The sequence below is a fragment of the Staphylococcus lugdunensis genome, assembly GCF_001558775.1.
Classification (GTDB): domain Bacteria; phylum Bacillota; class Bacilli; order Staphylococcales; family Staphylococcaceae; genus Staphylococcus; species Staphylococcus lugdunensis.
Genome location: NZ_CP014022.1, coordinates 588944 through 602508 on the forward strand (window position 1 = coordinate 588944; position 13565 = coordinate 602508).

At 35.4% G+C, this 13565-nt stretch carries 11 protein-coding genes; 1 reads left to right on the forward strand and 10 read right to left on the reverse strand.

Annotation, left to right across the window (positions count from 1 at the left end; genetic code table 11):
* Nucleotides 1-93 precede the first annotated feature (93 nt).
* The 4 genes from priA to gmk form a co-directional block, all read right to left on the reverse strand.
* On the reverse strand, nt 94-2502 hold the full coding sequence (priA, locus tag AL499_RS02795; protein WP_062248854.1) for a primosomal protein N': 2409 nt from the start codon (nt 2500-2502) through the stop codon (nt 94-96).
* A complete protein-coding gene (coaBC, locus tag AL499_RS02800) occupies nt 2502-3701 on the reverse strand; it encodes a bifunctional phosphopantothenoylcysteine decarboxylase/phosphopantothenate--cysteine ligase CoaBC (RefSeq protein ID WP_002493097.1) in 1200 nt (399 codons plus the stop codon). Before coaBC ends, priA begins: the two co-directional genes overlap by 1 nt.
* Before the next feature lie 226 nt (nt 3702-3927).
* A complete protein-coding gene (gene rpoZ, locus AL499_RS02805; protein ID WP_002459336.1) occupies nt 3928-4140 on the reverse strand; it encodes a DNA-directed RNA polymerase subunit omega in 213 nt (70 codons plus the stop codon).
* Nucleotides 4140-4763: a guanylate kinase gene (gene gmk, locus AL499_RS02810; protein ID WP_002459337.1), complete on the reverse strand. Its 624-nt coding sequence runs from the start codon at nt 4761-4763 to the stop codon at nt 4140-4142. Before gmk ends, rpoZ begins: the two co-directional genes overlap by 1 nt.
* Nucleotides 4764-4922: 159 nt before the next feature.
* Here gmk and AL499_RS02815 point away from each other — a divergent pair, with 159 nt between their 5' ends.
* Nucleotides 4923-6620: an Rqc2 family fibronectin-binding protein gene (locus AL499_RS02815; RefSeq protein WP_002493106.1), complete on the forward strand. Its 1698-nt coding sequence runs from the start codon at nt 4923-4925 to the stop codon at nt 6618-6620.
* Nucleotides 6621-6813: 193 nt separating this feature from the next.
* On the opposite strand, the gene AL499_RS02820 is transcribed toward AL499_RS02815, so the two are convergent.
* The 6 genes from AL499_RS02820 to AL499_RS02845 all read right to left on the reverse strand — a co-directional run bounded on the left by AL499_RS02820 (nt 6814) and on the right by AL499_RS02845 (nt 13564).
* Entirely contained in the window at nt 6814-7230 is a 417-nt protein-coding gene (locus AL499_RS02820) for a VOC family protein (RefSeq protein ID WP_002459339.1), read from the reverse strand.
* Nucleotides 7231-7558: 328 nt separating this feature from the next.
* On the reverse strand, nt 7559-7789 hold the full coding sequence (locus AL499_RS02825; protein ID WP_002459340.1) for a hypothetical protein: 231 nt from the start codon (nt 7787-7789) through the stop codon (nt 7559-7561).
* A gap of 27 nt (nt 7790-7816) precedes the next feature.
* Nucleotides 7817-8428, reverse strand: coding sequence for an orotate phosphoribosyltransferase (gene pyrE, locus AL499_RS02830; RefSeq protein ID WP_002459341.1), 612 nt, complete (start codon nt 8426-8428; stop codon nt 7817-7819).
* The gene (pyrF, locus tag AL499_RS02835) at nt 8429-9121 is read right to left on the reverse strand and encodes an orotidine-5'-phosphate decarboxylase (RefSeq protein ID WP_002493094.1); all 693 of its coding nucleotides are present in this window, start codon (nt 9119-9121) and stop codon (nt 8429-8431) included.
* 176 nt (nt 9122-9297) lie between these two features.
* The gene (carB, locus tag AL499_RS02840; RefSeq protein ID WP_002459343.1) at nt 9298-12471 is read right to left on the reverse strand and encodes a carbamoyl-phosphate synthase large subunit; all 3174 of its coding nucleotides are present in this window, start codon (nt 12469-12471) and stop codon (nt 9298-9300) included.
* Complete coding sequence (locus AL499_RS02845) at nt 12464-13564, reverse strand: carbamoyl phosphate synthase small subunit (RefSeq protein WP_002493107.1); 1101 nt, start codon at nt 13562-13564, stop codon at nt 12464-12466. Before AL499_RS02845 ends, carB begins: the two co-directional genes overlap by 8 nt.
* Nucleotide 13565 lies beyond the last annotated feature (1 nt).

Below are 13565 nucleotides of genomic sequence, written 5' to 3' on the forward strand. Positions count from 1 at the left end.
ACTGTCAATATTTAGTTCATAACTTAAAACATCAATGATGTCACAGACTGTCAGGTTACTTCTGTTTTATAATTTAATATTCTTAAAATGTCATTACATCATGACTTGTGGATCGATATCTATTTTCAATGAGAGTTTATCTTTTATATATTGTTCATGATAGTAGTCATCTAAATATTGTAAAGCTGTTAATAGTTCTGGTTCTCGTTTGTATTTAACTAAAATTTGAAAACGATATTCATTATTTATTCGAGATAATGCTGCTGGAGAAGGGCCTAACACATATGATTTTGAGGTGAGATGTTGCAATAAAATATGATGAATATGCTTAGAAGCCTCCATTACTTTTTTCATCTCTTTATGTGAAATAGTGAAGTTAATTAAAAAATAATATGGTGGGTATTTTCCTAATTTTCGATAAGTCATTTCTCGTTGATAAAATGTTAAATAATTATTTTGTTTAACATCTTGAATTGCATAATGCTCTGGATTATAGGTTTGAATGATAACTTGACCTTCTTTTTCATGGCGACCAGCACGGCCTGCAACTTGTGTTAATATTTGATATGTTCGTTCACTCGCTCTAAAATCAGGTAAATTAAGCATAGTATCAGCATTTAAAACACCAACTAAAGTAATGTTAGGATAGTCTAAGCCTTTGGCAATCATCTGCGTACCTAATAAAATGTCGCCTTTTCCTTGTTCAAAATCGCTTAGCAGTTTTTCGTGTGCACCTTTACGTGATGTCGTGTCAACATCCATTCGTATGATACGTGCATCCGGAAATTCTTGCTGCAACAGTTCTTCAACTCTCTGAGTACCTGTTCCCATTTGTCTAATGTGTTCGCTTTCACAATTAGGACATTGATTAGAAGGCGTTTCTTCATAACCACAATAATGGCATTTCAACTGGTCAGTGGTTTTATGATAGGTTAATGAAATATCACAATTAGGACACTGAGGTACATGACCACAATCTCTACACAACATAAATGAAGCGTATCCTCTGCGATTTAAAAACAACACAATTTGCTCTTTTTTCTTTAATCGTGCATTCATTGCATCTCTCAAATCATTTGAAAACATAGAACGATTGCCACGTGACAATTCTTCTCGCATATCGATAATATCAATATTAGGAAGCGCTTGCTGATTGACTCTATGTGGTAATGAAAGCAACGTGTAAACCCCTTTTTCAGCACGTGCAAATGATTCCAAACATGGTGTTGCACTGCCTAAAATAATTGGACAGTTATGGTATTGACTTCTCCATTGAGCGATCTCACGTGCATGATACCGTGGATAGTCTTCTTGTTTATAGGTAGATTCATGTTCTTCATCGATGATAATTAATCCGAGTTCTTTAAAAGGGGCAAAAATACTTGAGCGTGCACCCACACTTACTCGAGCACGTCCATCTCGAATTTTTTGCCATTCATCATACTTTTCTCCTGTCGATAAACCTGAATGTAAGACAGCTACATCATCACCAAAACGTCGTTTAAAACGTAACACCATTTGCGGCGTTAAGGCAATCTCTGGCACGAGCATCATAGCTTGTTTACCTTTATTTAAAACTGCTTCAATAGTTTGTAAGTAGATTTCGGTTTTTCCTGAACCAGTGACGCCATGTAATAAAAAGGTACGGGCTTCGTCGCCATCGAGCGTTGTTTTCACAGTGTCAAACGCATGTTGCTGTTCTATAGTGAGTTTTTGTTTAACTTCTTGTTCAAACACGCGATCTGCAAATGGATCTCTATCAATTTCTGCATCATATTTTTCAACGTATCCCTTTTTAATTAGTGCATCGAGACTCGAATTTGAAAATCTCATATCGTTGATTTCTTTTAAAAAGACAATATGTTGCTGCTCATCTAATAAATATGCATACAAATCATATTGTTTTATATATTTTTCCAACTTCGCTAATACTTCGTCTGGATGGTATCCTTGGATAATTTTTACCGCACGCTGTGTTTTTTTCTTTAATTTTTGTGATAATAATGTAACCTCTCGTATGTCACCATTATTCAACAACTGCACCAATTCAGCTAAATCATTGTTTTTTTGTGCATCCTTATATAAGTAATGACCTTCTTTATTAAATTTTACGCGTAAACTTTCAGCAACTTCTTGTTCTTTCACAAGTTCAAATGCTTTTTGATATTTCGCTTTTATGGCACTTGGCAACATTGCTTCAAGCACCGAAATTCTTTTGGTAACATGATAATTACTCATCCATGCACTTAATTGTATTAATTCCGAAGTTAATTCTGGTTGAATATCTTGTACTTCTTTGATTTCCTTAAGATTAGTTTCATCGATATCTTGATCTGGATGTGATTGTATATCCATAACATACCCTTGCACTGTTCTTGGTCCAAATGGCACAACAACTCTAACACCTACTTGAACAAATGCAGCTAATCGTTTGGGTATGACATAGTCAAATGTGAAATCAACACTCTTTGACGGTATATCAACAATAACCTTTGCTATCATTAATGCCACCTAGTTTCTAATTCATCTAAAATTCGTTGGGCTACGTCTATTTTTTTCCCTTTACTTATATCAATTTGTAAATGATTTTTAAAATGCATTGTTAACTCGTTATCATCCGAACTAAAACCAATCGATGTATCACCAACATTATTAGAAATAATTACATCTGCATTTTTACGTGTTAATTTTTCTTGTGCATAACGCTCGATATCTTGCGTTTCAGCAGCAAATCCCACTAAATATTGATGTGCTTTATGCTCACCTAAATATTTTAAAATATCCGGGGTGCGTTTAAAGACAACGGATAACTCACCATCTTGCTTCTTCACCTTATGGGGTTGAACCTCTTTAGGCGTATAGTCTGATACTGCTGCTGCCTTGAATACAATATCCTGGGTCTGATAACGTGCTGTCACTTCTTTAAACATTTCTTCAGCACTTTGAACATGCACAACTTCAATGCCTTGTGGGTCGTCTAGTTGTGTTGGTCCAGTGACTAATGTCACTATTGCACCGCGTTGCTTTAAGGCTTGTGCAAGTGCATAACCCATCTTGCCAGATGACCGATTTGATACAAAACGCACTGGATCTATAACTTCAACTGTAGGACCAGCTGTTACTAATGCATGTTTACCTTTAAACGTACTTTGTTGTAGATGTTCTTGCTGATCAAAATAACGATTAATTACGTTTAAAATTTCCAGTGGTTCTTCCATACGACCTTTAGCAACATAACCACAAGCTAAAAATCCATCACCAGGTTGAATAAAGTGATACCCATCGTCTTCTAAAATGCTTATATTGTGAAGCGTGCGTGGATTCTCATACATATGTACATTCATTGCTGGTGCGATAAATTTTAGCGTCTTTGTTGCCAGCAATGTTGATGTCACCATATCATCTGCAATACCAGCACTTAACTTAGCAATCGTATTTGCTGTTGCCGGTGCCACAACAATAACATCTGCCCAATCTCCTAATGCTACATGTTGAATCTCTTCAGGATGCGCTTCAATAAACGTGTTTGTATATACATGATGTCTACTAATTGCTTGAAACGCCAGTGGTGTAACAAATTGTTGTGCATGTTCAGTTAACATGACTTTTACTTCATAGCCAGCTTGTGTTAATTTGCTTGTTAAATCAATTGCTTTATATGCCGCAATGCCCCCTGTAACCGCTAATAATATATGCTTCATTGTTTGAACTCCTCTTTGGTCTACTTAGCCATCCTTATTTATCTTCATTATACACAAATGTATGTAAGATGAAAAAAAGATAACACAGCAATAATTGTCAGCTTAACTAGTGCTAAAAAGATAAAACACACCTTTTAACCAATGCCTAAGTTGTAGTCTCATTGACTGCATTGTATTTAAAGGTGTGCTATTTGTATGACATCAATATGATCATGAATTAAAAGGATTAACCGCGATATTCTGCAGGAATTTCTGGTACGATTTTACCACTTGCAATTTCTTCAAGCGCTTTGCCAACAGGTTTAGCTGAATGATAATTTGCAAGTAATGCCGTATTCGCTTTTTCATCTAATTCACGTGCACGTTTAGCTGCCGTAGTGGCAATCAGATATTTAGAATTAATTTTAGCTGTTAATTGATTTAACGGTGGGTTTAACATTATTTTTTGGCCTCCAATATCATTTTTCTATATTTTGCTTCAATACGCTCTCTCTTCAAATGCTCTGCTTCAACAATCGACTGGATTCGCTGTTTAGCCAAATTAACTTTATCATTGACTACAACGTAATCATACAAATTCATCATTTCTACTTCTTTACGTGCTTCACTTACACGTTTTTGAATCTTTTCATCAGATTCTGTACCACGACCTACTAATCTTTCTCTTAGGTGTTCTAAACTTGGTGGCGCTAAAAATATAAAAAGTGCGTCCGGGAATTTCTTCCTTACTTGCTTAGCACCTTCAACTTCAATCTCTAAGAAAACATCATGTCCAGCTTCCATCGTATCTTTGACATATTGAACAGGTGTGCCATAGTAATTACCAACGTATTCAGCATATTCGATAAACTGATCTTGTTGTATTAATGTTTCAAATTCTTCTTTCGTCTTAAAAAAATAATCTACGCCATCGATTTCTCCATCACGTTTATCACGTGTTGTCATAGATATAGAGTACTTATATGATGTGGTTGGATCATCAAATATTTGCTTACGTACAGTTCCTTTTCCTACGCCCGATGGTCCGGAAAGAACTATGAGTAATCCTTTTTCATTATCCATGCCCTACGACCTTTCTATGCTATTCTTCTATTATTTTAATATGATATCACATTGTCATTAAAATTGTATAGCATATCTTAATTAAACTTCTTTCATGACGATAGTCGTCTATCATGTTAAAATATGATGAATGAATTAAGATGAAGGTGGCAAAAATTCATGGCATTTGATGGATTATTTACAAAGAAAATGGTAGAAGCATTACAATTTTTAGTGTCCGGACGTATTCATAAAGTGAATCAACCTGAAAATGATACCGTCATATTAGTAATTCGACAACAGCGACAAAATCATCAATTACTCATGTCGATTCATTCTAGCTTTTCAAGATTACAATTAACATATAAAAAGTATGACAATCCATTTAATCCACCAATGTTTGCAAGGGTATTCCGTAAACATTTAGAAGGTGGTATTATCAAAGCAATTCGCCAAATTGGCAACGATCGTCGTGTTGAAATTGACGTTGAAAGTAAAGATGAAATTGGCGATACCATCTATCGCACTATTATCTTAGAAATCATGGGTAAACACAGTAATCTTATCTTGACAGACCATGATGGAAAAATACTAGAAGGCTTAAAACATTTAACACCAAATACAAACCAATATCGTACTGTTATGCCAGGCTTTAAATATGAAGCACCACCAACTCAGCATAAGCTTAATCCTTTTGAGATTACTGGACAACAAACGTTAAAATATATTGATTTTAATGCAGGAAAAATTGCCAAACAATTACTTAATACCTTTGAAGGTTTTAGTCCATTAATTAGTAATGAAATCGTACAGCGACGTCAATTTATGACTAATGAAACGTTACCATTAGCCTATGATGAAGTCATGCAACAAACATATAATCAACCACAGCCTATTTTCCATAAAAATCATGAAACTGGTAAAGAAGATTTTTACTTTATGCCGTTGTTACAATTTTCAGATGATGTATCTGAATATGCATCTTTGCATGAATTATTAGATCGTTACTTTGATGCCAGAGGTGAACGTGATAGAGTAAAGCAACGTGCAAATGATTTAGTGCGTTTTGTGCAACAGCAATTAAACAAAAATGAACATAAGTTATCTAAATTAATTTCAGAATATGAGGGAGCTAAAGATAAAGAAACACAACGATTATACGGAGAGCTTATTACAGCAAATATTTATCGAATTAAACAAGGTGATAAAACGGTAACTGCACTCAATTATTACACAGGTAAAGACGTCACAATCCCATTAAATCCAACTAAATCCCCTTCTGTAAATGCACAATATTATTATAAGCAATATCAGCGTATGAAGACACGAGAACATGAGTTAAAACATCAAATTCAACTAACGAAAGAAAATATTGCTTATTTTGAAACAATAGAGCAACAGCTACAACATATTACTGTTGATGAAATTGATGAAATTCGTGATGAACTAGCTGAACAAGGCTTTATGAAACAACGCAGACAACGCCATAAGAAAAAGCAGACAGCCATACGTTTACAAACATATTTATCCACGGATGGAGATACTATTCTTGTCGGCAAAAATAATAAACAAAATGATTACTTAACTAATAAAAAAGCGCATAAATCACATTTATGGTTTCATACAAAAGATATTCCAGGTTCTCATGTTGTGATTTTAAATGCGCATCCAAGTGAAACGACGATTAAAGAAGCGGCAATGTTAGCGGGTTACTTTTCAAAGGCGGGACTATCTGGCCAAATCCCTGTAGACTATACAGAAATAAAAAACGTGCATAAACCTTCAGGCGCTAAACCTGGATTTGTAACTTACGACAATCAAAAAACATTATATGCTACGCCTGATTACGATAAAATTCAAAGCATGAAACAATCTTAACATCAGTAGTTGCGAGTCTGGGATATAATTATATTTTAGGCTCTGAGTTCTATATTGGCAGTAGTTGACTGGATTGAAAATACGCTTATACCAAGCTTTTTTCAATCCTAGTCAATCTTGCCGGGTCGGGACTACAAATTCATTATGAATTCTGTCCCGCTCCCATAAACTTATAACACATACAAAACTAGCTTCAGTTTCTTTTTGTTGGAGGCTCCTGTGCGAGCTGAAAGCTAACGCCATACTTGTCTTGAACCCAAGCAAATTGTTTATATGGCGGCATTTCTGTTTTAGGCATGAGGATTGCGCCTTCTTTTTTTAGTCCATTGTATAGCCGTTCCATTTCGGCGTTGTCTTTTACTGTAACATATAGTGATATCGCTGGGTTCATTGGAAGTTCTTGGCCACTGTTTGCATCAATAGCCATAAAAACTTGACCATTTAATGTAAAGATAGAATGTTGAACCGTTCCAGGTTCTCCTGGACCATCTTCATCATATTTAACCATCGTTATAATCTCGCTATCATCAAATAATGACGTATATAAATTTATTGCTTCTTCTGCTTGATTATTATACATAAGAAATGTCGTAATTTTAGGGATTTCCATTTATCTTGTCCACCTTTAAGTTTATTTTTCTTTGCTCTTATTTTAATATATATACAAGTCATAAATAAATTAAACTTATGCTTTATTAAAGTACGTAACTAGATATTGACTATATGTTGATTTTTATATAAAAAGGTAAAAATCAATTCTAAATGAAGGGAGTCTTATTAATGTCAATTGGAATTATTTCGCTATTAGCCTTTTTTATCGTTTTGTTTCTAGGATGGTTATGCGTCAAATTCTTTATTCGATAATTTAATCACTTTTATTAAAAATGCATGTCACATAAACGCGCACTTACCTGCTTATGTGACATGCATTTGTTTAATTATATATGACCCTTTTCTCTTAAATTAGCTTTGGCTTCTTTAAATATATCACTTGGACGTACAAAAACATCAATTTCTTGGTGTATGCCTTGACTTTGTGACGTATGTTGTTCATATTCTTCAACATTTTGTGCAATCGGAGAGTTAAAGTCTTCTGGTCTTTGTAAAAATTCATTTACATGCTTAAGCTGATGATAAAAATCATTGCCTTGGTTACTTTCATTAGACATTATTGTCCCCTCCTTTTATACACTATATTATGCTAAATTATCGCGCCAATCAACTAATGTTTTTATATCTTCTTCCTTAATTGCACCCATTTCACGTGCAACCTGAATTAACTCGTTGTAGTGGCTCAACGTGTAAAACGGCAATTTTTGTTCCTCAAACATTTCATCTGCTTTAGCTAAGCCATAAGTAAATATAGCAACAACACCTAATACTTCTGCACCAGCCTCTTCCAATGCTTGTACGGCATTGATAGAAGAACCACCTGTAGAGATTAAATCTTCAACAACAACAACCTTTTTCCCTTTGCTTGCAGCACCTTCAATTTGATTTTGTTTACCATGACTTTTACTTTTAGAGCGTACATAATTCATTGGTAGATTCATTGTTTCTGAAATATATGCAGCATGTGGAATACCTGCTGTAGCTGTACCAGAAATAACCTCAACCTCTTCAAAATGCGCTTGAATTAAATTAACTAATCCATCTCTAATTTGACGACGTACTTTTGGAAAACCTAACGTTACTCGATTATCACAATATATCGGAGATTTAATACCTGAACTCCAAGTAAATAACGCATCAGGTGATAATGAAACTGCTTCAATTTGTAATAAAGCTTTTGCAATCTCTTTTGCCATTTAACTTAACCAACTTTCTTTTATAGAATGATAACTTTCAACTGGGTGTCCACTTTGTGTAATTGGTCTACCCACAACAATATGAGTTGAGCCTAACTGCTTAGCGTCTTCTGGTGTTGTAATACGCTGTTGGTCGTCCGCTGTTACGCCTTTTGGTCGAATCCCTGGTGTCACTTTTAAGAAGTCAGCACCTAAATGTTCTGTAAGTAATCTGGCTTCTAGCGGTGAGCATACCACACCATCTAAGCCAGCTTGTTGTGTAAGCTGTGCATAGTTTAATACGGCCTCTTCAATTGATGTTTGAATATTTTGCTCTTGATGTAGCATCGCTTCAGTTGTAGAAGTTAGCTGTGTAACAGCAATTAGTTTAGTGTTTTGATTAAACACGCGTAACCCTTTCATTGCTTCTTGCATCATAAGTGTTCCACCTGCTGCATGCACGTTAACTAAGTCTACATCAAGCTTGGCTAAACCTTGCATCGCTTTGTTAACGGTATGTGGTATATCATGCAATTTTAAGTCTAAAAAAATATCATGGCCTCGTGCTTTAATATCGCGAATAAACTGTGGTCCACTTTGATAAAATAATTCCATACCTACTTTTACAAATAATGGCTCGTTAAATTGATTTAAAAAGTCATTGACTTTGTCTGTAGACTCAAAGTCTAATGCAATAATTGGTAGATTTTTCATGTTAAATTTCCACCTCCAATTCTATCTTGAAATATGGGTCTGTTTTAGGATACAAACTAAATATTGGCAGTAGTTGACTGGATTGAAAACACACTTTTACCAAGTTTTTCTCAATCCTAGTTAACCTTGCCAGGGCGGGACTACGAACTCATAATACATTCTGTCCCGCTCCCTAATTACATATTTCTCATTGTAAAGGTCATGCTCTCTATCACATTTGTTAATGCATTTGCTGTATCTAATGATGTTAAGCAAGGCACACCATTTTCAACTGTTGTGCGACGGATTTGGAAGCCGTCTCGTTCTACTTCTTTACCTTTAGTCATGGTGTTAATAACAATTTGAACATCACCATTTTGAATGCGCGTCAACAAATCATTTTCGCCACCAATTTTACCAACTACTTCAGCTGGAATATGATGCTGAGCAAGTTTATCCGCTGTGCCTTTCGTCGCTAAAATTTTATATCCCACTTCATTTAAGCGCTGTGCGAGTTTAACTATTTCTTCTTTGTCTTTATCACTCACTGTCATGAGCACCGTTCCGTGATCTTTAACTTCAACACCACTGCCTGTCAAGCCTTTGAACAATGCTTTTTCAAGTGTTAAGTCTTTACCCATCACTTCACCTGTTGATTTCATTTCAGGTCCGAGTGTTACATCGACATTTTTTAGTTTATTAAAACTAAACACCGGTGCTTTAACAAAAACACCTTCACTATATGGTTGCACACCTGGTTGATAACCTAAATCTGCTAATTTCTCACCTATAATTGCACGCATTGCTAATTGTGCCATTTGTATATCCGTAATTTTACTTAAAAATGGCACCGTACGACTAGAACGCGGATTTACTTCTAATACGTAAACACCATCATGAGCTATCACAAACTGAATATTAATCAACCCTACAATATTTAACCCTTTGGCTAACTTGATTGTATAATCTTCTAACGTATCAAGTTCTTCTTGTGATAATGTTTGCGGTGGATAAACAGCGATTGAATCACCACTGTGCACGCCAGCACGCTCAATATGTTCCATAATACCTGGAATGATAACTGTATCGCCATCACTAATAGCATCGACTTCTATTTCTTTACCCGTCAAATATCTATCAACTAATACAGGATGTTCTGGACTAGCTTTTACCGCTTGTTCCATATAATTTTCTAATTCTTGATCATTGTCAACAATTTCCATAGCACGTCCACCTAGTACGTACGACGGTCTTACAACTACTGGATAACCAATTTCACGTGCATTATTTAAAGCTTCTTGTGGTGACGTAGCCGTTTTTCCTTTTGGTTGTGGCACATGAATATCTCTTAACAATGCTTCAAATTCTTTTCGATCTTCAGCTCTATTCAAGTCTTCTAGTGAAGTACCTAATATTTGAACACCATGCTTTGTTAATTTATCCGCTAGGTTAATTGCTGTTTGCCCACCAAATTGCACAACCACACCTTTAGGTTGTTCTAAATTAATGATATTCATTACATCTTCTTCTGTTAACGGTTCAAAATATAATTTATCTGAAATTGAAAAGTCTGTTGATACGGTTTCTGGATTATTATTAACAATAATTGCTTCATAACCTGCTTGCTGAATCGCCCATACAGCATGAACGGTTGCATAGTCGAATTCTACACCTTGGCCGATACGAATAGGCCCAGAACCAAGTACTAAGATCTTTTCTTTATCTGTTACAACTGATTCATTCTCAGTTTCATATGTTCCATAATAATATGGCGTTGATGATTCGAATTCTGCAGCACATGTATCTACCATTTTGTAAACTGGTTTAATTTGATGTGCCATGCGCAGTTGATAAACCGCTTCTGTTTCCATATCCCAACGATGGGCAATAACTCGGTCACTAAAGCCATAATCTTTAGCATATTTAAGATAATCTAAATCTCCAGGATGTGCTTTTAATTCATGCTCAATATTGATAATGTTTTGGAATTTATGTAAGAAGAAATAATCAATTTTAGTCATTTCATGTATTTCTTCTAATGTTGTACCCCGACGAATTGCTTCACCAATAAAGAATAAACGTTCGTCATCTTGATGACTAATTCGCTCTTTAATATAGTCTAAATCAAAACTTTCACCATTAGGTAGTCCAAGGTGATGCACCCCATACTCTAACGAGCGAATCGCTTTCAATAACGATTCTTCATACGTGCGCCCTATCGCCATCACTTCACCTGTAGCTTTCATTTGTGTACCTAATTCACGTTCACCTTTTTCAAATTTATCGAATGGAAAACGCGGAATTTTCGATATAACATAGTCTAATGTAGGTTCAAATGCTGCATAAGATGTGCCTGTAATAGGATTAAGCATTTCATCTAATGTTAATCCTACTGCAATTTTAGCGGCTAATTTCGCAATAGGATATCCCGTTGCTTTAGAAGCTAATGCTGATGAACGAGACACACGTGGATTAACTTCTATAATGTAGTAATTAAATGAATGCGGATCTAAAGCGAGTTGAACATTACAACCCCCTTCTATTCCTAAGGCTCTAATCACCTTCAGTGAGACATCACGCAACATTTGATATTCAACGTCTGATAATGTTTGACTTGGTGCTACAACAATAGAATCCCCAGTATGAATACCTACTGGATCAATGTTTTCCATATTACAAACCACGATAGCATTATCATTTTTATCGCGCATCACTTCGTATTCGATTTCTTTAAATCCTGCGATAGACTTTTCAATCAAACATTGCGTTGCTGGACTATAATGTAAACCATTGCTAACGACTTCTTTTAGTTCTTCATCATTGTGACAAATGCCGCCTCCGGTACCACCCATCGTAAATGCTGGTCGCACAATTAACGGATAACCAACCTGTTCTTTAAAACTAAACGCTTGTTCAACCGTATTAACGATATCACTTTCTGGTACTGGCACATCCAAATCATTCATCAAAGTGCGGAATAGTTCTCGATCTTCTGCTTGTTGAATTGACTTTAATTCTGTGCCTAACAATTTAACATTATTCGCCTCTAACACACCACTCTCATGAAGTTGAATTGCCATGTTTAATCCCGTTTGACCACCTAATGTTGGCAATAAAGCATCAGGTTGTTCTTTGCGAATAATACGCGCAATAAAATCATGTGTTAACGGTTCGATATATACTTTATCTGCAATTTCTTTATCAGTCATAATCGTAGCAGGGTTAGAATTAACTAGAATGACTCGATAGCCTTCTTCTTTAAGTGCTAAACACGCTTGTGTACCTGCGTAGTCAAATTCTGCTGCTTGTCCAATGATAATTGGTCCTGAACCTATTACTAAAATCGTTTTGATATCGTCACGTTTAGGCATGAGTATTACGCTCCTTTTCTTTAAACTCATTAATCATTGCTATAAAATCATCAAACAAATAATTAGAATCACTTGGACCTGGTCTTGCTTCAGGGTGATACTGCACTGAAAAAGCTGGTAATGTTTTGTGACGTAAACCTTCAACCGTATCGTCATTTAGTGCAATATGTGTAATTTCTAAATCAGTTTGTGCTAATGAATCTTTGTCAATCGCATAGCCATGGTTTTGACTTGTAATATCTACTTTTCCAGTTCTCAAATCTTTAACTGGATGATTAGCACCTCGATGACCAAATTTCATTTTAAATGACGATGCCCCTTGTGATAATGCAAATAGTTGATGTCCTAAACAAATACCAAAAAATGGTATTTTCCCTAAAATTCCTTTTATCATGTTGATGGCAACTTCAACAACATCTGGATCACCTGGTCCATTTGATAGCATGATGCCATCCGGTGACATCGCTAAAATTTCTTCAGCAGTTGTATCGTAAGGAACCACAGTCACATTACATCCTCTTAAATTGAGTTCACGTACAATATTTTGTTTTTTCCCAAAGTCTAATAATACTACGCTAAGATTCGAACCAGTAGATACATATGGTGTCTTTGTTGATACTGTCATTACTTCGTCTCTCGGTAATTCCGTTGACTTTAATTTGTTAATAAGTTCATCAATATTTTCTCTGCAATCTGTAAACGCTGCGCGTAATACACCATGCTGACGAATTTTGCGTGTAATACTACGTGTATCTACGCCAGAAATTCCAGGTATCTTGTATTGAACAAGTACTTCGTGCAATGTTTTTTGCTGTCTAAAGTTACTTGGATGTGTACTAGCTTCTTTGACGACAACACCATTTAAAGTTGGTGTTAACGCTTCAAAGTCATCTCTATTAATTCCATAATTACCAATAAGTGGATAAGTAAAGGTAATAATTTGTCCAGTATATGACGGATCAGAAATCGTCTCTTGATAACCAGTCATAGCAGTGTTAAAGACGATTTCGCCTATTGATAGTTCATCAGAACCTAACTTATAACCTTCATAGAATGTTCCATCTTCTAATACAAGATAACGTCGTTCCAGCATA